Below are 24,376 nucleotides of genomic sequence, written 5' to 3'. Positions count from 1 at the left end.
AGCTAAACAGCAAACAGTTTCCCAAACTCGGATAAGAAATTATCCCAAACCTGAGAGACGTACAAACAGCGTTTCCATCCTAAGGAAAAGATTGTAGGTGCGACTCCTACCACCGGGTCTGATTACTCGCCTCTTGGGATAAACCAATAACTGGAGGCTTTTCTGCCGGGTTTCCGGTTGCAGGCAGAGAATTATAAACCGGGCACATGGGGAAGTTAGAAGTTCAGTTTCCCAAACTTGGATGGGCGACCATCCCACACCTGAGAGACATACAAACAATTGGTAAAAGTTTCCCTGTTAAGGAAAAATTATGGGTTCGAATCCCATCTTCCCCGCTGATACTTTGGAGGGTTAAAAACGTTCAGTTTCCCAAACTTGGACAAGCAATTGTCCCACACCTGAGAGACATACAAACAAAAGGTAACTTTTTTCACTGAAAACGAAAAAATGTTGGTTCGAATCCAACACCCTCCACTTTCCGTCCCATACCACTAAAACTTACAAACAATTAGCTCAATGGTTGAGCGTCAGTCTTGAAAACTGAAGAATGCTGGTTCAATTCCTGCATTGTTTACCAAAAACAGTTTTTGTAACTTGGACGGATTTTTTCTTGTTTACAACTCAAATTTCTGAAGTATAATAGGGAAAGTGAAAGACGAACGAACGATATAAGGAGAAATTACGATGGACAACGAAAACCAACTTGAAAACATGCTGCACGTTCGAGTCGAAGGAAGGTCTTACGACGTTCCCTTGGCGGAACTGAATATTGGCGACAATAGCTCGGATGCCGATATCCGCAATGCTGCCGCCGATTGGCTAGGCATCCCTCAAGGGAAGCTACGGGCTTTTGCTGTTGATCGTAATGGTGAAACTAACACCCTTACACTCCGACCGGAGGCAGTTTTCGGCTAAAAACAAAACAACAGAACAAGCCCATCCCATACCGGCCCAGCTTACAAACAGAAACTTCCATATCGTTTCCAATCAAAGCTGACCAGACTTGGATGGGCTATTTTTATTTAGAAAGGGATATGAAATGAACGAAAATACCGAACAAGATGTGCGACTCCGAATTCTCAACACTCTATTGACCACGCCTCACCGTGATCTGGCCGCTATTTATCCAGAACACCAGCGAATGATTACCGATGATCCTCGGTTCTATTCGCAATTGGCGGCTTGGTATAATGATACCGGCGAAATTCGTGACCACAAAGAAATGTTTATTATTTCTTTGTGTCTGTCCAAGTTTGACGGGCACCGAGAAGTTGGTTTGGCCATGTTGCGTGAGCTTCCGCCCTATCAATTGACACGGGTATTGAAGTTCATTTTGGGCAACTATATCACCGAACGAAAGCCGAAGGCTGCCGCACCGGCACCCGCACGCATGGTTCGGGGTCGTAGAGTTGCTGCCGCACCGGCACAACCGGCTGCTCCTGCCAAGAAAGTCAAAACGGGCTTGTTCCGACAATTGCCCAATTCCGTAATGACGGAAATCAATCGTTATCTGCAAGAGCGAGAATTGGATAAAGATTGGTTCGATAGTGTCTGCGTTGGTGCTCGAAAATATATGAAGAGTTTGTATGCTTTCGGACACCGCAAGCCGACCGACCGGGCTCAAGCCGTGTTGTTCGATGATAAGCCGCCTGCTGATTCCAAAGCGTTCCTAATCAAGGAGTTGGCCAAGGCAACTTCACCGACTGACCAAGCCCGAGTGATCGTGGAAAATAAAATTCCGTACCGGATTGCCAGTACGGTAATCGAATCCATGACACCGCCTGTTATTGCGGCTTTGTTGGAAGTAATGACTTCGCAAGAGTTGGTCAACAGCATCGGCAGCTTGAAAAAGCGTGGCGTGTTCGACAACCCCGATCTCAAGCAATTGATTGAGGAAAAACTTGTTGTGGCCAAGGGCGATAAGCGAATGGCTGCATTGAAATCCTTGGAAGCCGTCAAGGCGGCACCTGGAGTTTCGGATGAAGTAAAGCAACAATTGGAAGCCGTTGCTGACCAACAAATTAAGTCCAAGGGTCGTATCAGTCGCCCCACGGCTTTGTTTGTGGACAAGTCGGGTTCTCAAGCCGCTACCATTGAATTGGGCAAGCGAATTGGCTCCCTATTGTCTACGGTTATGGAGGATGGTGTTCCTTTGTATGCGTATGCTCAAGATACAATCGCCTATCCCATCACTAGCCAAGGAAAAGACTTGGCAGCTTGGGAGAAAGCATTTGAAGGCATCCGTGCAAGCGGTTGGACTTCCTGCGGCGTTGGCTTGCAGTTTATGCTACAAAAGAAATACATGGTCGAACAGATCATTTTGGTAACGGATGAAGGGGAAAATACTGCTCCCAAGTTCTTTGACATTTATCAAAAATACTGTCAAGCCTTGAATGCATTCCCCAACATTTGCATTGTCAAGACTCCTAATGCTACGGATCAATTGGAGCAAGAAGGTCGAGTCAAAGGCATCGAAGTAGACGCTTGGCAATTTACCGGCGACTACTACAGCTTGCCTGGACTGGTGAAATTCCTGTGCAAGCCCAGTAAGCTTGACTTGCTCATGGAAATCATGAGTTGGCCTTTGCCGAAGAGAAAAGTTGCGTAGTGAGCTTTGCGAACTTGTCTGGGAAGCCCTGGGGATTGTCCCCAGGGCTTTTCTTATTTACAAGATGCGTTTCTGGAGTATAATGGTTATAGAGACTGTGCAGAAACAAAAATCCGTGAAAGGGTACAAAATAATAAGTAGCAATGTTGAAATCGCTATACTGAGTTAAAGCGGTCGTGAACAGGGTGGAAGGGCGATAGCCCCGAATTGAAAGCCCCAATGTCTACTTATCACAGTCTTACATTGATGCAGGTCGGATAAAGAGGTTGGCGGGAAAGAAATTTAGATGGACAAGAAAGAGAAAAATTGTTGAGATTTGGTTGGTGGAATTTTTATAAAGCAACAGTTGCCAATTTTACAGTTTGCAAGATACCAGATGAGAAACCTCATTTTGTTTCTAAAAGCGGCTCGGCATACTGGGATTTAGGGGACAGAGTGGTGCGGTGGAGCGATCACTGGGGTGTTTGTGCCTCTTGCTACTGGCAATTGTGGGGTGAAAGCGAAACAGCATTGTGCGGAGAATGTTCTTACGGAGATTTCAGAAAATGTCCTGGTTAATTCATTTGAAATGGTTTTTATTTTTTGTTTTGCTCCTTGCCGGATGCTCTCCTGAGCCGCATTATAGCAAATTAAAAAACATTGACCGTGTTTTGATGCATGAGCCATCCCGATATTCCTTCCTAATTAATGGGAAAATGCACACTTACCCGGTGTGTGCAGACAATGTAAAATTTGTTTTTGATGTCAGGGAAAATGAAAAAGTGTGGATGGAAGGAACTATTGCCACAAGTTACTATTTAACGATGACAATTCATCTGCATTCACCCAAAGAAATCAATGGAGCGGGCTGGGACGCAGGAAAAAACGGCAGCGGGCAGACAGAAGCTATCGAATAACATGAAAAAAAAGAAAACGAATATTCACAGTCTGATCGATAAGCTCGCCGCTGAGGAAGATCAATTCCTTCAATCAGAGTTTTTGTCCCCTGTGCTCAAGGGGCGAGCGGTCAGAGTTCGTATTTCTGGCATTGTGATGGAAATGCGTGTAGTGCCTGTGAATTTTCAGGGTTGGGGTGTTTTCAAGCCTACCACCCGTCGTTTGGCCAAACATGTGCGTGCCCCGTCCATGATGGAGCGAAGACAATACTTGGCATTGTTTCCTACTATGAAATTTATTTTGCACCATCAAAATAAAGATTTGTGGTATGGAACCCTTGCTCAGGCAGATGCCAGATTTAACATTTCTGGGTCCGTGCCGATTTATTTGTCTGAGGAAGTGCAATTGTTTGATACTGTTTGTGCTCGTTTCGATGGACAGATTTGTTGGTTTGATGAAGTAGACCCTCGCAAAAGTCCGAAAAGCGGAGCATATTTGCGAGAAATGTTGACTACATTGGCCAAGCCAGAGAAGCTGGATTTGGATATTGTTTCCAAGCAAGAATTGGATGCATACCAAATCGCTTATAAGGTCGCCTATGAAGCCAGCGAAGAAGCCAAGATGGCACAGGCAGGCAATCGTATCAAAGTTGCCCTAGAGCGTGCTGGTGCTGATTATAAAAGCCACATTGAGCGTGGAGACAGTTTCACTATTGAATATCAAATCGATGGAAACCCTCATCGTTCAGTTGTTGACAAAAAAACTTTATCAGTAATTTCTGCTGGTATTTGTTTGTCGGGCTATGACCGTAACTTTGATCTTCAAAGTCTAGTAGGTGTTATCCGAGAGGGACACCGCCGTGACCATATTGTAGATACCTCTGGTCGTGATACGTGGTATTGGAATCAATACGGCCATAATCGTGGCAACGAGCCAGAGCACGATTACGACGACGACGACGACGATTAGTAAATCATGACTGAAATAGAATACAATCACGAATTGGCTTGTGCAAAAGGTCTGCAAGATACTGTTGATCCACTTTCCCAATTGCTTTATTATCAAGCACTGGAAAGGTGTCGAAATTATATTATCGAACAGAAGCAAAAGGAGCAAGAAAAGAAATGAGTCAGCGTGATATTGATCGTATTCAAAAACTGATGCGGCACATTCACGGTGTTCAGGAGAATTGCGTAATTCTTGCTGAAAGACTGATGGAGAATGGAGAGTTTAAGCTTGCCAAAACGCTGGTGGCAAATTCTTTTCTTCACGATAATAGCAAGTTTTTTGGTGCTGAATGGGATCATTTATCAATAGAGAATCCAGATAAGGCTGCCTTGAAACTCGCTATTATGCAGCACAATCATACGAATAAACACCACCCAGAATATTGGGATGGCGGAATTAAAGGAATGCCCCGCATTTATCTTGCCGAGTTGGTGTGTGATTGGAAGACCCGTTCCGAGGAAAGGGCCACTTCCTTGATGGAATGGGTGAATGATGAGGCAATGAAAAGATTTAATTTCACCAAGGATGATGTGGTCTACGGAACAATCATGATGTTTGTAAAGATGTTGGTAGCACCACCTTTGAAATCGTGGACAGAAATGTAATGAAAAAAATATTTTCTGGAAATGCCTCCCGCAAGTTTTGGAATGCTGTCAATAAGGCAGAGCCAACCGCTGGTGTTTTGTATGACTATGGTTGCAAAGCACAGGTCATGGAGGCAGAAGTGATTCGGTTGCGTGAAGAATTGAAACAATTTAAAAAGGGAGTGAGAAAAGTAACAAATTCAATGGATTTGGCACATTCATTGAAAAAGCTTGAAAAGAAAGAAAAGAAAAAATGAATGACAAGCAAACAAAAATTGATTCATTTGATGGTGAATACAGGTATTTGTCGAATTTTGCCATACTGTCCACGCCGGTAGTTTTGGATGGTGAAAAATATATTTCCACCGAACACGCTTACCAAGCTGCTAAATTTTTAGACCCGGCATTGCGTAAGCAAATTCAAGACGCTATTACCCCTGGAAAAGCAAAGAAGCTTGCGGCTGTATTCAAAAAAGCTGGACACCAACGACCCGATTGGCAAAATATTAATTTAGGGATTATGGAAGATTTGCTTGTGCAAAAATTCTCCGATCCACAATTATGCAATCAGCTTCTTGCCACTGGCAAGGCGGAATTAGTAGAAGGAAATTGGTGGCACGACACGTTTTTTGGGGTATGCAACGGAGTTGGGGAAAACCATCTTGGAAAACTTCTAATGAAGATCAGAGACCAATTTGACAAATTATAAGAAAAGAAGGAAATTAGTGGGCAAATAAATTAGAAAGCTACTATATAATTGTATGGAAGCAATTATATACAAAATAATAAATGATCTTAATGCAAAGGTCTATGTTGGGCAAACTTGGAAAACGGCAGAAGAAAGGTTCAAAAGACACTGTGCGGAGGCAAGGTGGAATAACACCAAACTAATGCCGATTGTCCTTGCCATTCGAAAATACGGACCAGAACATTTTAAGATTGTGGTGTTAGAAAAATTAAATGGCACACAAGAAGAAATAGATGCCAGGGAAGTGTATTGGGGCTGTGAATTAAAAACCCTTTCTCCAAATGGTTATAATTTAAAACTTGGAAATGCCCGAGGCGTAATATCTGAGGAGGTTAAACGCAAAATATCCATCGGCAACAAAGGGAAAAAAGTAACCCAAGCAACAATTAAAAAGCTTAGATCGAGTCATTTAGGACACAAAGTAAGCAATAAAACAAAAAAGAAGTTATCGCTATTTAACACTGGCAAAACGCTTACAGAGGAACACAAAAACAAAATTGCCAAATCAGCCACAGGAAGAAAGTATTCGGATAAGTCAAAAGAAAAAATGCGAAACAAAAAATTGAAATTCGCATACAAAATAGCATCGCCAGATGGAGAAGTATTCGAGACAAGTAATTTGGAGCAGTTTTCAAGGGAACACAATTTGAATTCTGGGCATATGTGGAGTGTAGCTGCTGGCAAAATCGCACATTACAAAAATTGGAAAGTGTTGGAAAAGAAAACATTATGAATAAAGACCCGAGTTTAATTCCGAAGGGAATATATTGCTATGATACAAATGGCATTTGCCCTTATTGGAGCAAGCACCCCGACCACGCTGAACAAGAAGACGGCTATTGTGCATTTTTGGAACGTGGTGATTGGGAAGAAGACAAACACCCATCCGTTGCTTTGTTGTGGGATCAGGTTAAAGAGTGTGGACAAAACGAGTGTTGGGAAGAAGAAGAGGCACGCTGGGCAGCGACAGGCAATCCGTTTGCTGCATTGCGAGAAGCTATTGGTCCAGAGGCTTGTGAGAAATTTATCGAAGAGAATGTGAAAGAAATTGTAGAGTCAATGGACTGGGACATAGAAGAGTCAAAAGATTGTGTGTGCCCTGGTTGTGGTCGTCCTGAATTACACAAAATGTGCCCAGCTTGGGGTACAGAATATTACATGAGCGGGAAATTGTTTACTCAAGAACTAGAAGAACAAACCCGAGAACAACGTCAAGAAGCAATAAAACGACTAAGGGAAAAATAAATGAGACAAAATGAACAATCGTGGATTTTGACGGGCGGAAATCACAGGAGAATGTGGTGGGGTCATGTTTCGCACGAAAGCGAAGGGCACCCTGGCTCCGTGGATTTTCCATATAAGTGGGTCATGGATCGTGAAGAAAAATATGGGGATGTGGTTGGGTTTTATCACACGCACCCCGGAATGATCGCCTCCCCAAGCCCACGGGATGATGCTACAATGGCACAGTGGGTGTTGTCGTTTGGCAAGCCTCTCGTTTGTTTGATCGAAGGAGTCAATGGGCTCAAGGGTTATTTGTATTACAGCGATGAACAACCTCCAATTCCCATTCGTACTCTAAAGAGCTTTGGGCAACTAATTGTAGGAATTACACCCAAAAAGCCACTGGCTTGCTATGGCTTGGCAACACCTAATGTCGTTGTGGAGGATGACTTGACATTATTTGATGAAGAGGTTGAGCTTGGGGGGCATGCCATTGATTGGGATCAAGACTCTGCAATTAATTTGGGTGCTCTCCTAGAGAGCGAAGAGGTGGCGAATGAAATTGAAACAGACAAACCCAAGTGAAATAAAAACAACTGGTAAAACCAAATATCAGTATTTGGTGAAATATAGAGATATTTGGGTTGCTGGATATTTATGCTGCGGGCAAATTACATACCAGAATTTGAAGCATGGCTTGAATTTCGACCAAATCCCGACAATTGCAGTTTCAATCATATACAAATGCGTTACGATCCACATGATAAGATTTGGGGCACAGTTTACGAAATAGTGGAGGAAGAAAATGGCAACGAATAAATTCCATCATGAAGAAATTTACCGAGGCAAGGATTATGCCAAGAAATTGCAAGGTCTAATCACCATTTGTGGTGTAGGAGCCCTGGGTAGCAATTTGCTTGACAATCTTTCTCGACAAGGATTTGCCAATCTCCGTGGTATTGACAAAGATCGTGTCGATACTCATAATCTAAACACCCAGTTTTGGAATGAGCGGGATGTTGGAGCTTTGAAAGTTGCCGCCGCCAAACAGAAGGTGTTTGGCAACATTGGTGTTGAAATTGACACCGTGGACAAGGAATTGACCGCCGCTACCGTGGATAAAATGCTGCGTGGCTCAGCATTGGTGTTGGATTGTTTTGATAATAATGCTGCACGGCAAATTGTTCAAACCCATTGCCGGGCAAAGAAGATTCCATGTCTGCACACTGGATTATTTGAAGATTATGGCGAGGTTGTATGGGATGATCGCTACAAGGTGCCAAAGGACAGCGGTGGCGACGTTTGCGACTATCCCTTGGCTCGTAACATCATCATGTTGACAGTAGCGGCAGCCTCAGAGGAAATCCTTGATTTCTTCTTGGCATCATCGCCACGGCATCAATCATGGTCCATTACCCTGCGTGACTTACACATTAGTGCAATGCACTAGAAAAGAGGAAAAAATGGCGGAACAAACACTTGGCGAAAGAATTGATGACGCTACGGAAATTGGCATAAGTTTTGACACCACAGGTTCCATGCGACCGTGTATCGCTGATGTTCGCAAACATCTGGAAGAAACCTGTGAGGGTTTATTTGCAAATATTCCCGGCTTGAAAATGGCATTTATTTCTCACGGGGATTATTGCGATGGACAAAACTGCATCCGTGTGCTAAAGCTCACGAATGATCGTGCAAAAATCTTCGACTTTATTCGCAATGCACCTGACACATCGGGTGGCGATTGCGATGAATGTTATGAATTGGTTTTGCACGAAGCCAGGGATTTGGGTTGGACCCCCGGTGTGGCGGCGGCTTTCGTCATGATTGGTGATGCTGATCCCCACGATGTTAATTATCCGCAGAATGAAGGCAAGCTGAATTGGAGACAAGAATTGGCTGCCCTCAAAGAAATGGGTGTCCGTGTTTTCCCGTTGCAATGCCTGAATAGCGGAAGCAAATTCTGGGCTAATGTGGCTCAAGCTGCCGATACCAAACTAATGCTGTTGAATGAGTTCACAGGCGGCAAATCGGCAAGAACGATGGAAGCTATGGCTTTTGCGGCGGCTGGAAGCAAAGCCTATGCCGATTACGAATCGAGAACCTCTGCTTCTTGTGATGCCGATGAAGTTCACAACAGGGCCGTTCTGCGAGCAACATCGGCGGAATACGATGCATTGCACAAAACCGATAGCTAATATTTCGTCCTCACGGTGAGGACATTCTGTGTGTTTCAACCCCTAGCCCTAAGGAGTATCGTATGAGGTTGAATCTATTGTTTGCGTTTGTTGTTGTGTTGTGTGTTTGTTCAGTGGCAGAAGCCAGAGGCAGAGGTCGTCGCCAGCAGAGTTATAATGCCCCAACGACGGCACAGACCACTGAAGTGGAAGCAATAACAAATTATCCGACTGCTGCGGATAAAGTAGTGGTGGTTGATGGTGTGAAGCTTGCCGAAATTGAAGCCAACATCATTAAATTCACCAACGAAGAGCGGGCACGATATGGTCTTCCGCCTTTCGAGGTTGACAAGGATTTGATGCAGACCGCCAGAGGGCACGCTGCCTGGATGACTCGCAATCAGGCAATGGTGCATACGAGGCTCCCACTTGCTGAAAACATTGCAATGGGACAACCGCACAGTAGTGATGTGGTCAATTGTTGGATGAATTCGTCAGGTCACAGGGCGAACATTCTCAACCCAGGTCATCTACGCATTGGTGTGGCGGCTTTTCGTACTGCCAGCGGAGTAATCTTCTGGTGTCAGCAATTCCGAAATAGATAGTTCTGGAAAAGCTAAAAAGGCAGGGATTGAAAAATCCCTGCCTTTTTTTGTTTAGCTATCGACCACTTAAATTCTTTTCCACTTTGGAAGGTGCGTTCTGCCTTTTCGGTCAATAACCATTCTTTAAATTACACACTATCCACACCATTTACTCTCATTGATCCACCCACGATCAATTGCATTGTCTCGCATTTCATAAAACATAATTGGCAGGCCATCAGAAACAACCCAAGTCGCTGTTTCCAAGATTAAATAACTCATGCGACCTTCTTTTATAGCAATTCATCAAATATGGCTTTTACAGCATCTTTGTATTGGTCAAACTTGCCTAATTCATGACCACAAAAAGCTTCCCATTTCATTATCTATTTGCCTTTTTTTCTCGAAGTGTCCACCATCTTTCAATTATTTTTCTAGCTCTAACAGGGCACATTTTCCCTTCTTCAACATCCTTTAAACAATTGGCAATCCACTCATCGAATTGCTCAATAGTTCCTTGTCGGCGTCGATGCAGCGGTCCATCTTCAAATCCGTGTCTTTTCGCAAGCTTATCTCCATAAGCAAACTCAGATTGTAAGCCATTCTCAACAATGGCGTTATGGACATAAGTGCTCATTTATTTCCTTTTGGAGTCCAGCCGGTTCCTTTAAGAATAAAGCCAGTTCCGCCAGTAATCAATCGATGGACTTTTTTGCCGCACTTAGGGCAAATTTTAATGGGCTTATCATTCATGTGTTGAAATATTTCAAACTTGTGTTCACAAGTATCGCACTGATATTCGTAATTAGGCATCATTTTTTCTCTTTTTTCAGCATTAATTTAGCATATCCGTGTTTCTCTGGCTGGGTGAGTCCCAGTTTTTTGGCTATGTCATTAATGGCTTCAATTGCTCCTGCTTTAAATTCTTCTTTGAGAACCAGCATTTCAATTTCTACATATTTTCCCAATCCCAAAACTTCATCTAATGTTATGGTAAAGGTGGGTTCGCCACTATCGTTAGTTGGTGTAACCACGGCTGATCGGCGGTATTTTTCCACTCGTATCAATTCTGCAAAATCAAGGATTTGCAAAAGTTCAATTATGTCCATAGGCACAGAAAATTCTATCTCTCTGCGACTTTTAACATCAGATGAGCCTTGATTTGATCCTTTGTGACACAGATGAATTTCTTCGCACCCGAGGTTTTCCGCACAGGGAATGCCCTTAAAAATTCTTCGCACACGGAACCACTCTCCAGTTTTCATAAAATCACGAGAGGGATGCTGATAATATATATCTCTTTGTAACACGGGGCCATCAAATTGGTATTTGGCTTCCAATAAATCAAAACTATCCACAATGAATTTAGCTTCTACTTCTAGCATAATGTTTCGTGTTCGCCTCCATAGTCAAAAGGGCTCAGTTTACGATCAACAATATCTTGTATCCCCATCATCAGTGGTGAAGGAAGATCATTCCAATCAAACCATTCCCAGCATTCACATTTTTCTGGCTCCATAATCTTTGGCTCGCCAGATACCCAATCAGCCATAATAAAAAGAACAACATAATGCTTGTCTTCATCATGAAATCGAGTATTGGCAACAGTCCAAAATTGCAAATTATCAATTTCTATATCTGGCCCTGCTTCTTCTTCTAGTTCTCTACGAACAACTCCTTCAAAGGATTCCCATTTTTCCATATGCCCGCCAGGGAATGCCCATGTGCCAGGAGCGTGCTTTCCTTTTCTTTTGTGCAAAAGAACTTTGCCGCTGGATGGTTCACGACGACAAATGCAAACGCAAACGCCGATTAATGGTCGGCCACGATTAGCAACCATCGCCAGAAATTTATCCGGGTCTTGTATGGCTTGGTCAATTTCAAGCAAAAGCTTGCCTTGTTTACTGACGCAATCAAGGCACCACCCATCAGGTGAATGTGGGCAATTCATTAAATGTGGCATTGTCATGGTAATTGTATGCTTGAGGGTGGCACAACGATCCCAGAGCCATATTTTTCATTATAAACATTGGCTATTTCATCTTCTGGATCGGCGGCAAAAATAACCTTATCTTTATCAATTGTGATTGTAGAGCCCTTTTTCACAAACATTGCGAAGGGGGCTATACCTATGCCCTGTTCGGTGGGTATAAATCGCATTGGGTTCTTTAAAACATAATGCAATTCGGTTTCTTCTGTAACTTCTGCCAATGTGTCTTCGCCGGTAATTAGTTTTAAAAATTTAATCATTTGTAATCCTCCACAGTCAATTTTAACAAATAATAATTATTGAGTCAATGGGAATGGCAAATGAGGGCTAACCGTATTCATAAAATGCACAGAAGCCTCTCTGTTCAATCGTAAACGGTAATAGGTGCGGTCTTTAAATATTTCAGCAGGCCATTGACAATATTCGAAATATTTTGCCAGGGTTTCTGATCCTTTTTCGCCCCAGATGTGAGTGTTTAATATAACTTGTCCATTTTCGAACTTGCCCACATCTCCAAACCAAATAGACAATCCCACGTCCCAGAAAGTAAGGCTTTCGATATCGACACAACGTTTTTTGTGATTATAAAACTTTTCTCTAAATTCATCGAAAATAGGATATGCCAAAGAGTGCCAACGATTTGTTTTTTCAATCGTAAAAGGCTCTGGCGAGGCGTATCGAGCTAATTGATCTGCTTTGAACTCTAGCCAATTGGCTCTTTTGTCTCGCATGGACAAATAACAATGCTTTCCCTTTTTAGGCCGGATGATTGATGAGCCGCCCATAATAGTGCCCAAAATAACCTGATATTCTCGTTTTGTTGGTTCCATAATATCCTATATACTCGTTTGGAAAAAATTTTTCCAAACGAGGCATAAATTTAAAAGGGCATGAGTATCTATTGTATCTAAAACGTGGGTATTTAACCACAAGGAGAATAAAATGGGTGCATCAAGTGTAACAGGTGTTGGACAAGGCGTTGCCGCCAATTTAAAAGGCCCAGGTAATAATCGTAGTTTTTGTGTTCCACAGGTTTGCCCGCATGTTGTAGCTGCTGGCGTTGGAACGGCTGCGGCTAATTCATTGACAGTTACTTTTCCAGATGCTCTGGATTTGGCTGCTGCGAATTATGTTGTTTTAGTAACGGCTCTTGGGGCCGGGGCTGCTACTCACAATGCAAGTGTAGTCACTAAACATGACACTTCTAGTAAGTTTGATTATTTCACAATTTACTCAGAGGGTGCAACTGACGAGATCGATTGGGTCGTTATTCGTACAGGTTGGGGCATTGATTTACATCACACTGTGTAATATGCCAATAAATTACTCAAACTAACAAAAAGGAAAAAATATAATGGGTGCTGCAAGTGTAACAGGTGTTGGACAAGGCGTTGCCTCCAATTTAAAAGGTCCAGGTAATAATCGTAATTTTAATGTTCCGCAAAATAGCCCGCACATCGTAGCTGCTGGTATAGTAACAACTGATGGTGGAACTGGTTTAGCTACAGTGACTTTTCCAGACGCTCTACCATTGGCTGCTGCTAGTTATGCAGTTATATTAACTGCAAGGGGTGCAGGGGCTGCTACACATAATGCTAGTCTGACCACCAAGAGTGATACGTCTAGTCACTTTACTTCATTCGTTGTCTATGCCGAGACACCGGGTGATGTGGTTGAGTGGATAGTCGTGAATACAGGTTGGGGATTAGATTTACATCACACTGTATAACAAATAATAGGTAACAACCTTTCAAGAGCCAATGAGTTCCTTTATGGGGCTCATTGGCTTTTTTGTTAACAAAATAATAATTAAATCTACATAAAAAATCTTGTTTTAATTGCTATATAATGCCTCATAGCAACTTTCCATACACCTCAATGAATGATCCATTATTTTTGGAGTGTTGGAAATTAGATAATTTGCAACCGCTTGAAAAGAAAGCAAATATGAGCAAGGGCTCGAAAATTATTTAGCAAATCCTGAGTTGTGTAAAACTTCCATCATCTTCATCAAATGCTTACACACAATAGGGGATTCAGTAGGATTTGCAGAACCAGGATTATGTTTGGCTTCGTATTTTTTCCTATCGGGTCCATATAACGAATGATCCAATTTATTAAAATGTGTTCCTCGCCAATAAAAATCACCACACTGGCATCTGACCAAAACATCATTATTTTGTAATGATAGTTGTTCTACAAAGTATCGTTGTCCATTTTTGTCTTTTAGAGCAATACCACCAGATTCCAGATAATGAACTTTCTTAAAAACAATGATGGGATTGTAGACACGACCTTCATTACGAGCCATTGCTTTGACAAACAGGGTTTTTACACCCCTATATGGCACCCAAGTAAGTTCCACTATTTTGATTGGTTGGGTGGCATGTTGTCTTTTTGTAGTGCGGGGGAATGCTTCGACGGCACTTTGATAAAGGTCGTTCAGGCTCGATTCTTGCAAAATCCAGTTAGAAAATTCCATACTATTACTTATGTATTATATTATGGCAGAAATTATCAATCCTTTTGAAGAACCCCCAGTAACACCCACTCCACTTTTGCCCGATGGCACTCCAAAAAAAAGCTTTGAGGTCATGATGCGAAAAGGCAAGGGTGGCAATATAGAAAAAGCCATTTTCATAGATGGAGAGTTTTTAGACTGGTCAGTTGATATGAGTAGTTTAGCAGAAGCTCTACAAATGGGGCCAATGTTTTTTAGAGCAGTCCAAAAAGACATAGAAAAGCACTTCACTGAAAGTGTCAGTGAAGTGCTTGGAAGAAGAGTTACTACTGAGGATATTAAATTAGCCACTAAAACTGGGTGGATTTAGGGACCAAAATTCTTTTGATTTTGACCTACTTGTGCTGTTGTTGCCGCCACATTTGTTTGAGTAGTGGCTGGATTCACTTGTTTGTTCTGCACCTGTGTTAACTGACTTTGTAATTCTGCAATTGTTTGCTGTAGCCATGTTGACAAATTCATTGCTGGCAAGCCGCCGCCGCCAGTAGTCATTGATTTGCTCCAATTTGGGTCTTTTGATATTTGTTGCCAAGCTTTTTGAAGAGCACCAATTGCATTCTGGTATTGTGTCAATGGTCCTGTCATTTGACTGTAGGCACCTTGTGCTCCTGCCTTAAGTCCACTCCATGCTGTTTGTCCAAATTGTTTTAAAGCCTGCCCGGCATTTCGTATCATACCACCCCAACCTTGTTCGAGCAAAAGATCGTTTAATTGTGAGTTGTGTTCGGCTTCTATGGCAAGTTGTCTAAAGGCATTTTCAAACATTGCATCTAATTTTTGTTGTTCGACATAATCTGTAAATGTTCGCATTATTTTCTCCAGTTCTCAATATGGTATATAGTGAATTAAACAAAAATTTATGGAGGGGCAAGTGGCACGGTTATCATATTAAAAGGCGGATTATTTAGTTGTTTTTCCCGCTCTAATATTACTTGTTGAAGTGCTAGTTTGGTAGTAAGGTCTGTTGTTATTGCTAATTCTGTTCGTAAATTATCAACATATGCCTGAATCTCTGCCTGATTAAAAACCCGATAGACTTTCACACAAGCCTCATATCTTTTAGGATCAAAGCTGAATACTTCCCATTGTGATAGTGGTATTTTATTAAGAAAGTTTCCAGTTGGAGTATTGGCTGTCATTCCCAACAAGGTTTGTTGAGATAAGTTTTTAACTTTGGAACAGGCCATAAATTTTTTCCTTTTCTTACTAATATTAGATAGAGATTTGGTTTATGAATATTCAAAGAGATTGTTATTATTATCTGGATTCTGGAGTCATCAAACCAATATGTGTTAGGTGTTACACAAAACTAAAGCGGGGTTGGTTTTGGCCTGGGGCATCGGCTGGTTATGGCGAATCAGAAATAAAATGCACCAAGTGTGACGAACAAATATACAAAACAACGGAGCATAATGAGCATTAGACCACTTGTGAAAAGCAAAGGAAAGTATCATCTTGCATCATGGATCACTCAAAACTTTCCACCCAATTATATGCAAATGAGTTACATAGAGCCTTATGTACAGGCTGGTGGTGTGTTCTTTAATAAAGAGCGATCAGTAGATGAATCTATCAACGATAGTGATGATGGCATTATTTGTATTTATAAAGCACTAAGAGACGAACCAGGGATGTTTCTCAGCAGATTAAAACGAACAAAATATTGCATCAATACTTTTAACAAAGTTTTGAAAAAATCACCTAATAAGGATTACCTGGACGTTGCTGTAAATGAATTCATTTTGAGAAGAATGAGTAAAAATAGTGCCAAAAAAACATTTGCAGAAGATGATTCTTGGGATTCTATTTTAACAGAACTGCCCAAAATTGCAGATCGTCTACAAAATGTACATATTTTTAACAAATCTCCCATAGAAACCTTACTGGCTTATGACGATAAAGATATGTTTACATTCGTTGATCCGCCTCCATTGTCAGAATCAGTAGATGTGAATGAAAACAAGTTATCTACTGATGAGCATATTGCACTGTCGGAGGTGCTCAACCAATTTCGAGGGAAAGTAATGATTTGTGGGTTGCCTTCTTTATTGTATCGACGCCTTTATCATGCGGACAAAGGCTGGAAATGCATTAAAAAGAAAACAAATGTTAAGCTCACAATAGATTGTTTGTGGGTTAATTACTAGGGTGACGCTGCTTTTATGGCTAAGAAATGAAGAATGTAAGCTGCTGCGACTACGCCTGCAATATAGCTAATTAAATGAAAAATAAATGTGCCAATTGTTTTCCAGTGGTTTTCTTGTTTTTCTGTTGTGATCTGTTGTTTTTGTGTGGCTAATTCCATTTCTTTATTAGCTTCTCGCATCTCTGCTATCTCTTTTTTTAGCCCTTCACAATGATTATTAAAATCTTCTTTACTTACATATCCACCATTCTTGGTAACTGTCGTTTTTTCTAAGACAGACAATCTACTCAAATATTCTGGCATTTGGCACTTAACTGGGCAATTTGAAATATGTTCGTCTAATTTACCAGCTATTTGTTCTTGTTGGTCAATAAAAATTTCTACCCGTTCATCAATCCGAGTAAGCGTATTCATAAGCCCACGGAGTTCTGAAGAAACTTGGTCGAATTTCTGAGATAGTGCTTTGTCATTAGGTGTCATTTTTTATATTCCTTATCTATATATACCTATATTACTCAGAGAAAATAAAAAATCGGAGAAAATCAAGCAATGGCAATTGATATCAAGGAAAAACCAATGGTAATACGTCCTGTTAATAGTCCAGAACTGATTTTAGATCACATAAAAGCCAACATTAAGGAATTGCAAAAAAGGGCAACTATTTTGGAAAGAAGGATAACCAATGGTGGTAACGTCATCATTCAAAAAGTGGCTTGAAGATACTGGCGAGGTTAGAACAGCCTTGTTGACAAATGAGCCCTTGGGATTTCCTAGTAAATATACTCAAGGCAAAAAATGGGACAAAAGCAGACTTCGCAACCCATTTTGCAAAAGGAAAAAATCAGAAGATCAGGAGAAATAATGCAGTCATTCTTAGAAGTTTGGAACAATATTCATGAGCAACAGAACAATGATGAGCAATATGCCATGAAGGTGGTTCGCAAGGGTCTGACGTTTGCTAAACCCGGTTGTAAAGATTTCTGGGAGTCATTTAAGGAACTTTGCAACGATTCTAAAGGTTTACATGCTCTTTTAGGAGTAGACCCTACAGTTGTTAGCCAGTGGTCACAAAATATAGAAATGTATTTGAGCAAAATCCGTGCAGAGGATAGTGGTGCTATGGGGGAGAAAAAATCGAGCGTAATTCCAACTGGTAATGAGCCACTAACCGCTGCGGCCAGAGACGTGCGAGGAACCACTGAGGAACCTAGACCACAATGAGAGTATCAAGGCGTAAAAGCACACGTTCTAAAACTACCTCTTTTTTGAGAAGCAAGGGACTAACTCCTGAGGAAATAGAGAGAACACATGGCATTCCTTTGCCAAGAAAAAGGATTTTAACAACAGTCAAGAAGGTTCCAATCCCCCCAAGCACAGGAAAAAACATGGGAAGCAAGATAAAAAGAGTAACAACAGTAACAACAGCAACGGCAGTAGCACCAATTAAATTGCTTCCCAGCAAACTAACTTACGATCAACTTCAATATCAAAAAAAAATGGCACTTCTTAATCCCCATAGAACGTGCATTATAAATCAATTTCAAGGAATTGGAGATATTTTATTTTGTGAACCAATTGCTCGTATGCATTATAAAATGGGGTATAGGATATTATGGCCAGTTCTTCCTCAGTTTTTGACCCTTAGCAAGCATTTTGATTACATTACTTTTATTGATAAAAACTTACTTAACATTAATTATGATGACCCTAATTTCAACAATATAGATGGAGCGTTCATTATACCACTTAGATTTTCTGATTCTATTATGGGTGTTCCATATAAAGACTGTATGAAATCTAAATATATGATGTTTGACCTTGATTTCACAACGTGGAGAAACACACAATGGACACGAGACATCAATTCTGAAAAAGAGTTATTTTATAATGTGTTAGGATTGTCAGATAATGAACCATATAATTTTATTAGTGATGTATTTAGAAGTGATTTTTCTGGCAAAGCCGACATTGCCATCACTAACAATTTGCGAAATATAAAATTGGAAAAAATTTCAGATTATTCGATTATTGATTGGAGTATGGTTATAGAAAATGCAACCAACATTCATATTGTTGGCAGTGCAGTATCATGTATTATTGAAAAATTAGATATTAAAGCACAAAAATATCATTTATATCCAAGAAAACCAGATGAAAAAGATTGTGCAAATCATGAGTATTTTGTTGAAAAACCACACATTACGCATACATGAGGTGATTTTGCAAAAAATAGGATTAGTAATTACAACATATAATCGCCCGGATTACTTAAAGAGAACAATTGATTCGTTGTCGCACAGTTTTTTTCCTGCGGGATCGGAGATTTATATTATTGATGACAATAGCAATGCACAAACTAAGCAAATAATAAAATCTTGCAACATAGGAGTAAAGACAATAAAAACATACAATCCTAAAAACAAGGGTATGTTTTATGGATTAAAAACTGGGTTTACCTATTTTTATGAATCTGGATTTGACATAATTAGCAATATAGACTCTGATGCCATTGTGAAACCATATTGGCTCATTATTTTAAATCAATTGTTAAAAGAATTTCCAGAAAGCATTATTTCTGGATTTAATGCTCATCAACATCATTTTGTATTGGAAACATTTAACAAATATTATGTAAAAAATAGTATAGGTGGAATTAATTTGTTTTTTAATAGAAATTTGTGCCCTTTTATTTTACCTTATTTAACTAGCAATCAGTGGGATTGGGAATTAAGTGCTGGAATGAGAGAGAGAAAAATTTCATTAATTGTCACAAAACCCTCTGTCATAGATCATATTGGTGGCGAAAGCTCTTTAGGACATAAAGGGGCCGACGTTGCAAAGGATTTTCAAAAATGAGAAAAATAAATGTTGCTAATCGTCAATTTTTTATATCCCCATCTCACTATCCTTTATTTTGGGATAGAGTAGAAAACAACACCTGGGAGCCGATTACTTATCAAATATTAAATAGATATGTGAATCCAAACAAAGATTACATTGATATTGGGGCATGGATTGGTCCAACAATTTTATATGCTGCACAGATCGCAAAGCGAAGTTTTGCAATCGAGCCCGATCCGGTTGCTTATCAAAAATTACTTGAAAATGTTGCATTAAATAATTTTCCAATTACAACAAATTGTTGTGCCATATCTGATACTAATGAAACATTAAAGCTTGGCACACACGAATGTTTTGGTGATTCTATGTCTAGTATAATGGTGCAAACTGGTGATCTTGTCGATGTAACCGGCATTACCATTGAAGAATTTGTAAAAAAGAATGACATTGATTGTGGGTTTATCAAAATTGACATAGAAGGAGGGGAAGTTAAAATATTGCCATCTTTTGCGTCATACTTATCTAAGATTAAACCAATCCTGTATGTGTCTTTTCATGATTATTGGTTTTGCGGAACAGACACACAACCAATGTTGGATACTTTAAAAATTTATAATTATATTTTGGATGAAAACATGCAACAAGTTGATATGAATTTTGTTGCACGCAATCTTCGTAACGCATTTTTGTTTATGGATAAATAATGAAATTTACATTCGTAATTCCAGACATGTCGTGGCTCTACGATTACAAAGCACAGTTTTCTCTGGGAATATTGTATATTGCGGCGGCTTTGAAATCACAAGGAATAGAGACAAAGATTTTTGACACTAATGCAGATAACGCTGAAAACATAGAAGATAGCGATGTTTTTTGCTTCTCAGCAGTGCATCCGACTTATTTAAGCTGTGTTGAGATTGCTAAAAAAATCAAATTAAAACACAACAAGCAAATAATCATAGGTGGCCCAGCAGCCACCTTGTCCAAAGACACTATTGATCCTGTTTTTGATTCTGTATTTGTTGGACAAGCCGAAGACACCATTCTGGATTATGTGAAGGATTTTGAAAACAATTCAATAAAAAAATTCTATACTCAATCTAAAAATGTTGATATAAACTCATTGCTGCCGTTGCGGGAAATTTTGCCAATAAGTTATATAAAAACAGATTCAATTTTTAGTTCCGGCACATCATTCAAAGATGGCGGCTCTACTTCCATAATGTTTAGCAGGGGCTGTCCTTTTAATTGTGCTTTTTGCTCAAGCGTTAAATTGTATAACAGAAAAATAAACTTCAGATCACTTGAATCAATTAAAAAAGAAATCACACAAATCAAAGAAGTCTATGGAATTCATCAATTCAGAGTTCAAGATGATACATTTACGATTAATAGAAAATACTTAAAAAGTCTTGCTGAATTGCTAAAGGATTTGGACATTTATTACAGATGCTCTACCAGAATTGACGCCATTGATGATGAAACAATGTCTTGGCTATATGATTCAGGTTGCCGTGAAATAGGGATTGGTATTGAAGCAGCAGATAATTCTGTCCTCGCAAAGATGAGCAAGGGCATTACAGTAGAGCAGGCAAAAAATGCAATGCTTGCTATGAAAAAATATCCAATAAAAATAAGGCAATTCTTTATGATAGGATTGCCTTACGATTCAGAAGAAACTGTTGATGCAAACATTAGATTTATAGAAGAAACAAAACCTGATAATGTGGTTGTGGGCAGATTCATTCCATTTCCAGGCAGCGACATGTATGAACATAAAAGTGAGCACAATATCAGGCTTATTAAAACAAACACCTGCATGAATATTGGCAGACATCTAGATATAAATCCAAACATTCATAGACATGACATAGATGAAGACAGTCACCTAAAGATAATGAAACGCTTTTTTGATTATTTGGTAAGCAGGAATTTCATATGAATATTTTAATGAACTATAAAGGCGAAACCTATCCAGAATACATTCGCAGCGAACATGCTGCGAACTTTATTCTGCCATTTGCTGAAAAATTCTGTAGTGGGGATGGATTGGATATTGGGGGACTGATTAATTGTCATTTCCCAGGTGCTAAAATTATCAACATTCTAAATCATGATGGCTACGATGCCTACAATTTGCCGGATGGAAAATATGATTATATTTTTAGTTCTCACACACTTGAACATGTTGATAATTACGTAAAAGCATTAGAATATTGGATAACATTTTTGCAACCTTCCGGTGTATTATTTCTATATTTGCCACATCCTGATATGGAATACTGGCTTCCGCAAAACAACAGAAAACACTTGCATTCTTTTGTTCCCGCCGCTACGGTAAAACTCCTAAAAGATTTGGGGTTCAAAAATGTGGTGCATAGCGAGCGTGATTTATATTGGTCATTTTCTGTTGTGGGTATTGGATTATAATTTGTCATATAAAGTGTAAATACAATAGAATAGGAGCATATATGATAGCAGCCGGAAATCCTGTCGCAAAGAATCCGCCACAAGTGGAGTCTATCAACAATATAATAAAAAGCTTACAGGCTAAATGGGTTGAAGAAAATCCGCCTCCAAAATGGTGGCAATTTTGGAAAAAAGTGGACCTTCGCAAAGTTGTAAAATTTATTTTAGCTGCTTTAGATGAAATGATTATAGCTGTTGAAAAGGAAATAGCCAGCGGACCAGAAAAAAAAGCCATTGTATTAGCGGCTTGCGTTGTAGTTTATGAATTCGTTGTTGCTAATGCTTTACCCACTGCTTTAAAGCCTTTCTCAACTCAAATTGAAAACTTTATCATCTATATTGTAATAGCAAGTGCTATAGACTGGGTTGTTGAAAAATACAGAAATGGCTCTTGGTCAGCCCCAAGTAGTTCTGCCAGCAGCATAAGTTCATCGAGCAGTAATACAGCACCACAGGAGCCAGTAAAAAATGTCAGAAAACCCAGAGGTAAAAAAAGAGGAAAAAAAATCTAAGCTTGAAAATAAATTCAAATTATTTCCCATTATTAAGGAAGAAATTTTAACTTTAGCTGATGTAAAAGAAAAGTCAGGATGGTCAATTTCAGCTTTTAATTTACCAGAAATATGGAAACACTGTGCAGGCGAAGGAGTTGTGGTCGCTGTCGTGGATTGTGGATGTCAATTAGATCATCCATGTCTTATAAACAATTTAGTGCCAGGAAAAAATTTCATTTGTCCTGGTAAAGAACCTTGGGATGATAGCGTTCTTGGTCACGGCACCCATGTGGCGGGTATTATTTGCGGACAATGTGGAATAGGTGTGGCGGAAAAAGCAAAAGTAATGCCCATAAAGGTGTTGGACAAATATGGTTCTGGTAGTTATGGAATAGTAGCCGATGGTATTCGGTGGGCTGTTGATAATGGTGCAGATATTATTTGTTTGTCTTTAGGCTCTCCTAACCCTATTCAGCAAGTTCGCAAAGCTATTCAATATGCACACAAAAGAAATATTCCAGTATTTGTGGCTGCTGGAAATTCTGGATTTACATCGGATGTGTTTTATCCTGCCGCTTATCCTGAAACTATTGCTATTGGATCAATTGATGAAAACCTTGACAGATCACAATTTAGTTGTACTGGTAAGAATTTAGATTTTATGGCCCCAGGCGAAAAAATTCTTTCTACGGTCCCCAAAAACTGGTACGCTATGCTTTCTGGCACTTCGATGGCCACTCCGTGGGTAGCCGGTATTGCAGCACTATTGTTATCGGCTCATAAGCAAAAAAAATTAAACTTTCCGCTAACAACAGTAAGAGATTATTATAAGGCTTTTAAGAATCATACCACCCCCATCAAAGATCAATTAAAAGATAAAAGTTTTTACCAAGGGTTTGGAATAATTGATCCTCAGCAACTTTTGGAACATTTGCACTAAATTGGACTACAAGTAACTTGTAAATTTAAACCATCATTATATTTTGCCGCTGTCCCCGCTAATAGATGTCTTTTGATCCATACAGGAAATCCTTCACCTGGGCCTAATGTCCCTATGTCCAAAATAGTGCCCGTGCCCACAAAAGTAATGCCAGCAGGTGTTATGGTTTCATGGGATATTGTTGAAGCAATATTATTAATTGGCCCACCGTTTGTAACCTTAGATACAGTCGTTGTTATGCCAGCAGGCGTTAAATTATTAGTTGCCACTAACAACGGATGTTGTTTGTGATCGCCATATCCTTGGAAAAGAAGTATAAATCGTGTCAATCCAGGGCTCGCAGAATAGGAAACCACAACCCCAGATAAAACTGGCAAATTGTTTAATGCACTTTGTATGCTGGCGGCCCAAGTGTTGGTAAAAGGACTCCAAGGAATTGCCGATGTGGTGTAAGCATCATAAGAAAGCGTGAATGAGCCTCCGGTAACGTTTCCCGAGATTACTATTTGCTGCTGCTCCGTGGTTATCGGGGTGCCAAAATATTCTACGGCACCACCGCTAACTGCGACAATTCCGGCTGTTACTCCATACATGGAATCGAGAGCATGATTATTAAACACATAAATACATCGATAGTCTATGTAGCCGCTATTTGTCTGGGCTAAGGTGTAGTTAGGAAACAAATTATTCATGCCAGATGTTATTGGATAGGCAGACGGATGCCCCCCCAAAGATTGAGTTGGGTTGGTGTTCATGGTGCCGCCCGACAAAGCAAAAGAAATGTCGTTTCCACTAATCATGTAAATTCTTTCTTAGAATATATTTAACGTTTTGTGTGCTATACTTAGTAGCTCGGGCAATTTGATCCAGGGGCATGCCCTGATCGGCCAGGGAGATTACGTTGTGGTGATTGGTGCGTAAACGGTTTGGTACACCAAAGTTATGCACAATTGCGTAAAACTCTCTTTTGGAAAGCCCGGTTAGGTCTAGTATCTCTTGCACAGATGTCTTGGGATTGCCAAAATATATGTTGGCAATCTCAACATTTGATAAAACAGGACGACCCAGGAATTCTCTAAAAGTACCCATCAAGATATTTACGCCGCCAATTCGGAATTCCGTGTTGACAGATGTGCCTATTTTGTTTATTATTCAGATGTTGTTAT

At 40.1% G+C, this 24,376-nt stretch carries 39 protein-coding genes and 3 tRNA genes; 30 read left to right on the top strand and 12 right to left on the bottom strand.

What is annotated here, in order from left to right:
- Positions 1-208: 208 nt before the first annotated feature.
- The 17 genes from M0R80_03415 (at position 209) to M0R80_03335 (ending at position 9,830) form a co-directional block, all read left to right on the top strand.
- A tRNA-OTHER gene (locus tag M0R80_03415) sits at positions 209-335 on the top strand.
- A gap of 76 nt (positions 336-411) precedes the next feature.
- A tRNA-Phe gene (locus M0R80_03410) sits at positions 412-474 on the top strand.
- 28 nt (positions 475-502) lie between these two features.
- Positions 503-577, top strand: a tRNA-Ser gene (locus M0R80_03405).
- Positions 578-684: 107 nt separating this feature from the next.
- Positions 685-915 carry a hypothetical protein gene (locus tag M0R80_03400; GenBank protein ID MCK9458662.1) on the top strand — a complete coding sequence of 77 codons (231 nt, stop codon included), beginning with the start codon at positions 685-687 and terminating at the stop codon, positions 913-915.
- 124 nt (positions 916-1,039) lie between these two features.
- Positions 1,040-2,608 (top strand): hypothetical protein, encoded by a 1,569-nt coding sequence (locus M0R80_03395; protein ID MCK9458661.1) that lies wholly within the window; start codon positions 1,040-1,042, stop codon positions 2,606-2,608.
- 545 nt (positions 2,609-3,153) lie between these two features.
- Positions 3,154-3,504, top strand: a complete 351-nt coding sequence (locus M0R80_03390) for a hypothetical protein (GenBank protein MCK9458660.1) — start codon at positions 3,154-3,156, stop codon at positions 3,502-3,504.
- A gap of 1 nt (position 3,505) precedes the next feature.
- A complete protein-coding gene (locus M0R80_03385; GenBank protein MCK9458659.1) occupies positions 3,506-4,453 on the top strand; it encodes a hypothetical protein in 948 nt (315 codons plus the stop codon).
- A gap of 6 nt (positions 4,454-4,459) precedes the next feature.
- Positions 4,460-4,612: a hypothetical protein gene (locus M0R80_03380; GenBank protein MCK9458658.1), complete on the top strand. Its 153-nt coding sequence runs from the start codon at positions 4,460-4,462 to the stop codon at positions 4,610-4,612.
- Positions 4,609-5,097 carry a DUF5662 family protein gene (locus M0R80_03375; protein MCK9458657.1) on the top strand — a complete coding sequence of 163 codons (489 nt, stop codon included), beginning with the start codon at positions 4,609-4,611 and terminating at the stop codon, positions 5,095-5,097. The genes M0R80_03380 and M0R80_03375 overlap by 4 nt, the downstream gene beginning before the upstream one ends.
- Positions 5,097-5,333, top strand: coding sequence for a hypothetical protein (locus tag M0R80_03370; protein ID MCK9458656.1), 237 nt, complete (start codon positions 5,097-5,099; stop codon positions 5,331-5,333). The genes M0R80_03375 and M0R80_03370 overlap by 1 nt, the downstream gene beginning before the upstream one ends.
- Positions 5,330-5,785 (top strand): NADAR family protein, encoded by a 456-nt coding sequence (locus tag M0R80_03365; protein ID MCK9458655.1) that lies wholly within the window; start codon positions 5,330-5,332, stop codon positions 5,783-5,785. Before M0R80_03370 ends, M0R80_03365 begins: the two co-directional genes overlap by 4 nt.
- A gap of 52 nt (positions 5,786-5,837) precedes the next feature.
- Positions 5,838-6,557: a GIY-YIG nuclease family protein gene (locus M0R80_03360; protein ID MCK9458654.1), complete on the top strand. Its 720-nt coding sequence runs from the start codon at positions 5,838-5,840 to the stop codon at positions 6,555-6,557.
- Entirely contained in the window at positions 6,554-7,069 is a 516-nt protein-coding gene (locus M0R80_03355; GenBank protein MCK9458653.1) for a hypothetical protein, read from the top strand. The genes M0R80_03360 and M0R80_03355 overlap by 4 nt, the downstream gene beginning before the upstream one ends.
- A gap of 123 nt (positions 7,070-7,192) precedes the next feature.
- The gene (locus tag M0R80_03350; GenBank protein MCK9458652.1) at positions 7,193-7,633 is read left to right on the top strand and encodes a Mov34/MPN/PAD-1 family protein; all 441 of its coding nucleotides are present in this window, start codon (positions 7,193-7,195) and stop codon (positions 7,631-7,633) included.
- A gap of 220 nt (positions 7,634-7,853) precedes the next feature.
- Positions 7,854-8,498, top strand: a complete 645-nt coding sequence (locus M0R80_03345; protein ID MCK9458651.1) for a ThiF family adenylyltransferase — start codon at positions 7,854-7,856, stop codon at positions 8,496-8,498.
- 13 nt (positions 8,499-8,511) lie between these two features.
- Entirely contained in the window at positions 8,512-9,246 is a 735-nt protein-coding gene (locus tag M0R80_03340; protein ID MCK9458650.1) for a hypothetical protein, read from the top strand.
- A gap of 62 nt (positions 9,247-9,308) precedes the next feature.
- Positions 9,309-9,830, top strand: coding sequence for a CAP domain-containing protein (locus tag M0R80_03335; protein ID MCK9458649.1), 522 nt, complete (start codon positions 9,309-9,311; stop codon positions 9,828-9,830).
- Positions 9,831-10,191: 361 nt separating this feature from the next.
- Here the strand turns inward: M0R80_03335 and M0R80_03330 are convergent, their stop codons facing one another.
- Genes M0R80_03330 through M0R80_03305 form a run of 6 tightly spaced genes read right to left on the bottom strand, consistent with a single transcriptional unit; the run spans position 10,192 to position 12,629 of the window.
- Entirely contained in the window at positions 10,192-10,446 is a 255-nt protein-coding gene (locus M0R80_03330; protein MCK9458648.1) for a hypothetical protein, read from the bottom strand.
- Entirely contained in the window at positions 10,443-10,622 is a 180-nt protein-coding gene (locus M0R80_03325; protein MCK9458647.1) for a zinc ribbon domain-containing protein, read from the bottom strand. Before M0R80_03325 ends, M0R80_03330 begins: the two co-directional genes overlap by 4 nt.
- Positions 10,622-11,194: a class IV adenylate cyclase gene (gene cyaB / locus M0R80_03320; GenBank protein MCK9458646.1), complete on the bottom strand. Its 573-nt coding sequence runs from the start codon at positions 11,192-11,194 to the stop codon at positions 10,622-10,624. The genes M0R80_03325 and cyaB overlap by 1 nt, the downstream gene beginning before the upstream one ends.
- Positions 11,188-11,772, bottom strand: a complete 585-nt coding sequence (locus M0R80_03315) for an NUDIX domain-containing protein (GenBank protein ID MCK9458645.1) — start codon at positions 11,770-11,772, stop codon at positions 11,188-11,190. Before M0R80_03315 ends, cyaB begins: the two co-directional genes overlap by 7 nt.
- A gap of 2 nt (positions 11,773-11,774) precedes the next feature.
- Entirely contained in the window at positions 11,775-12,059 is a 285-nt protein-coding gene (locus tag M0R80_03310; GenBank protein ID MCK9458644.1) for a hypothetical protein, read from the bottom strand.
- 36 nt (positions 12,060-12,095) lie between these two features.
- Positions 12,096-12,629: a hypothetical protein gene (locus M0R80_03305; protein ID MCK9458643.1), complete on the bottom strand. Its 534-nt coding sequence runs from the start codon at positions 12,627-12,629 to the stop codon at positions 12,096-12,098.
- A 112-nt stretch (positions 12,630-12,741) separates the two neighbouring features.
- On the opposite strand from M0R80_03305, the gene M0R80_03300 reads away from it, so the two are divergent.
- The gene (locus M0R80_03300; GenBank protein MCK9458642.1) at positions 12,742-13,110 is read left to right on the top strand and encodes a hypothetical protein; all 369 of its coding nucleotides are present in this window, start codon (positions 12,742-12,744) and stop codon (positions 13,108-13,110) included.
- A gap of 43 nt (positions 13,111-13,153) precedes the next feature.
- Positions 13,154-13,528: a hypothetical protein gene (locus M0R80_03295; protein MCK9458641.1), complete on the top strand. Its 375-nt coding sequence runs from the start codon at positions 13,154-13,156 to the stop codon at positions 13,526-13,528.
- 237 nt (positions 13,529-13,765) lie between these two features.
- Here the strand turns inward: M0R80_03295 and M0R80_03290 are convergent, their stop codons facing one another.
- A complete protein-coding gene (locus M0R80_03290; GenBank protein ID MCK9458640.1) occupies positions 13,766-14,281 on the bottom strand; it encodes a hypothetical protein in 516 nt (171 codons plus the stop codon).
- Positions 14,282-14,303: 22 nt separating this feature from the next.
- Here M0R80_03290 and M0R80_03285 point away from each other — a divergent pair, with 22 nt between their 5' ends.
- The gene (locus M0R80_03285; GenBank protein MCK9458639.1) at positions 14,304-14,630 is read left to right on the top strand and encodes a hypothetical protein; all 327 of its coding nucleotides are present in this window, start codon (positions 14,304-14,306) and stop codon (positions 14,628-14,630) included.
- On the opposite strand, the gene M0R80_03280 is transcribed toward M0R80_03285, so the two are convergent.
- Positions 14,627-15,130 carry a hypothetical protein gene (locus M0R80_03280; GenBank protein ID MCK9458638.1) on the bottom strand — a complete coding sequence of 168 codons (504 nt, stop codon included), beginning with the start codon at positions 15,128-15,130 and terminating at the stop codon, positions 14,627-14,629. The two genes, M0R80_03285 and M0R80_03280, sit on opposite strands and share 4 nt — an antisense overlap.
- A gap of 47 nt (positions 15,131-15,177) precedes the next feature.
- Positions 15,178-15,507, bottom strand: coding sequence for a hypothetical protein (locus tag M0R80_03275; GenBank protein ID MCK9458637.1), 330 nt, complete (start codon positions 15,505-15,507; stop codon positions 15,178-15,180).
- A 225-nt stretch (positions 15,508-15,732) separates the two neighbouring features.
- On the opposite strand from M0R80_03275, the gene M0R80_03270 reads away from it, so the two are divergent.
- A complete protein-coding gene (locus M0R80_03270) occupies positions 15,733-16,467 on the top strand; it encodes a DNA adenine methylase (protein MCK9458636.1) in 735 nt (244 codons plus the stop codon).
- On the opposite strand, the gene M0R80_03265 is transcribed toward M0R80_03270, so the two are convergent.
- Positions 16,464-16,946: a hypothetical protein gene (locus tag M0R80_03265; protein ID MCK9458635.1), complete on the bottom strand. Its 483-nt coding sequence runs from the start codon at positions 16,944-16,946 to the stop codon at positions 16,464-16,466. The genes M0R80_03270 and M0R80_03265 overlap by 4 nt on opposite strands.
- Before the next feature lie 69 nt (positions 16,947-17,015).
- Here M0R80_03265 and M0R80_03260 point away from each other — a divergent pair, with 69 nt between their 5' ends.
- The 9 genes from M0R80_03260 to M0R80_03220 all read left to right on the top strand — a co-directional run bounded on the left by M0R80_03260 (position 17,016) and on the right by M0R80_03220 (position 23,210).
- Positions 17,016-17,183 carry a hypothetical protein gene (locus M0R80_03260; protein MCK9458634.1) on the top strand — a complete coding sequence of 56 codons (168 nt, stop codon included), beginning with the start codon at positions 17,016-17,018 and terminating at the stop codon, positions 17,181-17,183.
- A gap of 78 nt (positions 17,184-17,261) precedes the next feature.
- On the top strand, positions 17,262-17,687 hold the full coding sequence (locus M0R80_03255) for a hypothetical protein (protein MCK9458633.1): 426 nt from the start codon (positions 17,262-17,264) through the stop codon (positions 17,685-17,687).
- A 44-nt stretch (positions 17,688-17,731) separates the two neighbouring features.
- Entirely contained in the window at positions 17,732-18,679 is a 948-nt protein-coding gene (locus tag M0R80_03250; protein MCK9458632.1) for a hypothetical protein, read from the top strand.
- On the top strand, positions 18,618-19,322 hold the full coding sequence (locus M0R80_03245) for a glycosyltransferase (protein MCK9458631.1): 705 nt from the start codon (positions 18,618-18,620) through the stop codon (positions 19,320-19,322). Before M0R80_03250 ends, M0R80_03245 begins: the two co-directional genes overlap by 62 nt.
- Positions 19,319-20,011: an FkbM family methyltransferase gene (locus M0R80_03240; protein MCK9458630.1), complete on the top strand. Its 693-nt coding sequence runs from the start codon at positions 19,319-19,321 to the stop codon at positions 20,009-20,011. Before M0R80_03245 ends, M0R80_03240 begins: the two co-directional genes overlap by 4 nt.
- A complete protein-coding gene (locus M0R80_03235; protein ID MCK9458629.1) occupies positions 20,011-21,249 on the top strand; it encodes a B12-binding domain-containing radical SAM protein in 1,239 nt (412 codons plus the stop codon). The genes M0R80_03240 and M0R80_03235 overlap by 1 nt, the downstream gene beginning before the upstream one ends.
- On the top strand, positions 21,246-21,737 hold the full coding sequence (locus tag M0R80_03230) for a class I SAM-dependent methyltransferase (protein ID MCK9458628.1): 492 nt from the start codon (positions 21,246-21,248) through the stop codon (positions 21,735-21,737). The genes M0R80_03235 and M0R80_03230 overlap by 4 nt, the downstream gene beginning before the upstream one ends.
- A gap of 41 nt (positions 21,738-21,778) precedes the next feature.
- Complete coding sequence (locus M0R80_03225) at positions 21,779-22,288, top strand: hypothetical protein (GenBank protein ID MCK9458627.1); 510 nt, start codon at positions 21,779-21,781, stop codon at positions 22,286-22,288.
- Positions 22,245-23,210, top strand: a complete 966-nt coding sequence (locus M0R80_03220) for a S8 family peptidase (GenBank protein MCK9458626.1) — start codon at positions 22,245-22,247, stop codon at positions 23,208-23,210. Before M0R80_03225 ends, M0R80_03220 begins: the two co-directional genes overlap by 44 nt.
- Here the strand turns inward: M0R80_03220 and M0R80_03215 are convergent.
- Positions 23,207-24,010 carry a hypothetical protein gene (locus M0R80_03215; GenBank protein ID MCK9458625.1) on the bottom strand — a complete coding sequence of 268 codons (804 nt, stop codon included), beginning with the start codon at positions 24,008-24,010 and terminating at the stop codon, positions 23,207-23,209. The genes M0R80_03220 and M0R80_03215 overlap by 4 nt on opposite strands.
- A complete protein-coding gene (locus M0R80_03210) occupies positions 24,003-24,299 on the bottom strand; it encodes a hypothetical protein (protein ID MCK9458624.1) in 297 nt (98 codons plus the stop codon). Before M0R80_03210 ends, M0R80_03215 begins: the two co-directional genes overlap by 8 nt.
- Positions 24,300-24,376: the final 77 nt, after the last annotated feature.

Source organism: Pseudomonadota bacterium (genome assembly GCA_023229365.1).
Classification (GTDB): domain Bacteria; phylum Myxococcota_A; class Polyangia; order JAAYKL01; family JAAYKL01; genus JALNZK01.
Note: the sequence above shows the minus strand (reverse complement) of the source record. Positions and strands in the feature narration are given on the sequence as shown.

Excerpts from the sequence above, each read along its gene's own strand:
- M0R80_03400 (MCK9458662.1), top strand. The coding sequence starts at position 685 with ATGGACAACGAAAACCAACTTGAAAACATGCTGCACGTTCGAGTCGAA.
- M0R80_03395 (MCK9458661.1), top strand. The coding sequence starts at position 1,040 with ATGAACGAAAATACCGAACAAGATGTGCGACTCCGAATTCTCAACACT.
- M0R80_03390 (MCK9458660.1), top strand. The coding sequence starts at position 3,154 with ATGTCCTGGTTAATTCATTTGAAATGGTTTTTATTTTTTGTTTTGCTC.
- M0R80_03385 (MCK9458659.1), top strand. The coding sequence starts at position 3,506 with ATGAAAAAAAAGAAAACGAATATTCACAGTCTGATCGATAAGCTCGCC.
- M0R80_03380 (MCK9458658.1), top strand. The coding sequence starts at position 4,460 with ATGACTGAAATAGAATACAATCACGAATTGGCTTGTGCAAAAGGTCTG.
- M0R80_03375 (MCK9458657.1), top strand. The coding sequence starts at position 4,609 with ATGAGTCAGCGTGATATTGATCGTATTCAAAAACTGATGCGGCACATT.
- M0R80_03370 (MCK9458656.1), top strand. The coding sequence starts at position 5,097 with ATGAAAAAAATATTTTCTGGAAATGCCTCCCGCAAGTTTTGGAATGCT.
- M0R80_03365 (MCK9458655.1), top strand. The coding sequence starts at position 5,330 with ATGAATGACAAGCAAACAAAAATTGATTCATTTGATGGTGAATACAGG.
- M0R80_03360 (MCK9458654.1), top strand. The coding sequence starts at position 5,838 with ATGGAAGCAATTATATACAAAATAATAAATGATCTTAATGCAAAGGTC.
- M0R80_03355 (MCK9458653.1), top strand. The coding sequence starts at position 6,554 with ATGAATAAAGACCCGAGTTTAATTCCGAAGGGAATATATTGCTATGAT.
- M0R80_03350 (MCK9458652.1), top strand. The coding sequence starts at position 7,193 with ATGGATCGTGAAGAAAAATATGGGGATGTGGTTGGGTTTTATCACACG.
- M0R80_03345 (MCK9458651.1), top strand. The coding sequence starts at position 7,854 with ATGGCAACGAATAAATTCCATCATGAAGAAATTTACCGAGGCAAGGAT.
- M0R80_03340 (MCK9458650.1), top strand. The coding sequence starts at position 8,512 with ATGGCGGAACAAACACTTGGCGAAAGAATTGATGACGCTACGGAAATT.
- M0R80_03335 (MCK9458649.1), top strand. The coding sequence starts at position 9,309 with ATGAGGTTGAATCTATTGTTTGCGTTTGTTGTTGTGTTGTGTGTTTGT.
- M0R80_03330 (MCK9458648.1), bottom strand. The coding sequence starts at position 10,446 with ATGAGCACTTATGTCCATAACGCCATTGTTGAGAATGGCTTACAATCT.
- M0R80_03325 (MCK9458647.1), bottom strand. The coding sequence starts at position 10,622 with ATGCCTAATTACGAATATCAGTGCGATACTTGTGAACACAAGTTTGAA.
- cyaB (MCK9458646.1), bottom strand. The coding sequence starts at position 11,194 with ATGCTAGAAGTAGAAGCTAAATTCATTGTGGATAGTTTTGATTTATTG.
- M0R80_03315 (MCK9458645.1), bottom strand. The coding sequence starts at position 11,772 with ATGCCACATTTAATGAATTGCCCACATTCACCTGATGGGTGGTGCCTT.
- M0R80_03310 (MCK9458644.1), bottom strand. The coding sequence starts at position 12,059 with ATGATTAAATTTTTAAAACTAATTACCGGCGAAGACACATTGGCAGAA.
- M0R80_03305 (MCK9458643.1), bottom strand. The coding sequence starts at position 12,629 with ATGGAACCAACAAAACGAGAATATCAGGTTATTTTGGGCACTATTATG.
- M0R80_03300 (MCK9458642.1), top strand. The coding sequence starts at position 12,742 with ATGGGTGCATCAAGTGTAACAGGTGTTGGACAAGGCGTTGCCGCCAAT.
- M0R80_03295 (MCK9458641.1), top strand. The coding sequence starts at position 13,154 with ATGGGTGCTGCAAGTGTAACAGGTGTTGGACAAGGCGTTGCCTCCAAT.
- M0R80_03290 (MCK9458640.1), bottom strand. The coding sequence starts at position 14,281 with ATGGAATTTTCTAACTGGATTTTGCAAGAATCGAGCCTGAACGACCTT.
- M0R80_03285 (MCK9458639.1), top strand. The coding sequence starts at position 14,304 with ATGGCAGAAATTATCAATCCTTTTGAAGAACCCCCAGTAACACCCACT.
- M0R80_03280 (MCK9458638.1), bottom strand. The coding sequence starts at position 15,130 with ATGCGAACATTTACAGATTATGTCGAACAACAAAAATTAGATGCAATG.
- M0R80_03275 (MCK9458637.1), bottom strand. The coding sequence starts at position 15,507 with ATGGCCTGTTCCAAAGTTAAAAACTTATCTCAACAAACCTTGTTGGGA.
- M0R80_03270 (MCK9458636.1), top strand. The coding sequence starts at position 15,733 with ATGAGCATTAGACCACTTGTGAAAAGCAAAGGAAAGTATCATCTTGCA.
- M0R80_03265 (MCK9458635.1), bottom strand. The coding sequence starts at position 16,946 with ATGACACCTAATGACAAAGCACTATCTCAGAAATTCGACCAAGTTTCT.
- M0R80_03260 (MCK9458634.1), top strand. The coding sequence starts at position 17,016 with ATGGCAATTGATATCAAGGAAAAACCAATGGTAATACGTCCTGTTAAT.
- M0R80_03255 (MCK9458633.1), top strand. The coding sequence starts at position 17,262 with ATGGGACAAAAGCAGACTTCGCAACCCATTTTGCAAAAGGAAAAAATC.
- M0R80_03245 (MCK9458631.1), top strand. The coding sequence starts at position 18,618 with ATGAAAAAGATTGTGCAAATCATGAGTATTTTGTTGAAAAACCACACA.
- M0R80_03240 (MCK9458630.1), top strand. The coding sequence starts at position 19,319 with ATGAGAAAAATAAATGTTGCTAATCGTCAATTTTTTATATCCCCATCT.
- M0R80_03235 (MCK9458629.1), top strand. The coding sequence starts at position 20,011 with ATGAAATTTACATTCGTAATTCCAGACATGTCGTGGCTCTACGATTAC.
- M0R80_03230 (MCK9458628.1), top strand. The coding sequence starts at position 21,246 with ATGAATATTTTAATGAACTATAAAGGCGAAACCTATCCAGAATACATT.
- M0R80_03225 (MCK9458627.1), top strand. The coding sequence starts at position 21,779 with ATGATAGCAGCCGGAAATCCTGTCGCAAAGAATCCGCCACAAGTGGAG.
- M0R80_03220 (MCK9458626.1), top strand. The coding sequence starts at position 22,245 with ATGTCAGAAAACCCAGAGGTAAAAAAAGAGGAAAAAAAATCTAAGCTT.
- M0R80_03215 (MCK9458625.1), bottom strand. The coding sequence starts at position 24,010 with ATGATTAGTGGAAACGACATTTCTTTTGCTTTGTCGGGCGGCACCATG.
- M0R80_03210 (MCK9458624.1), bottom strand. The coding sequence starts at position 24,299 with ATGGGTACTTTTAGAGAATTCCTGGGTCGTCCTGTTTTATCAAATGTT.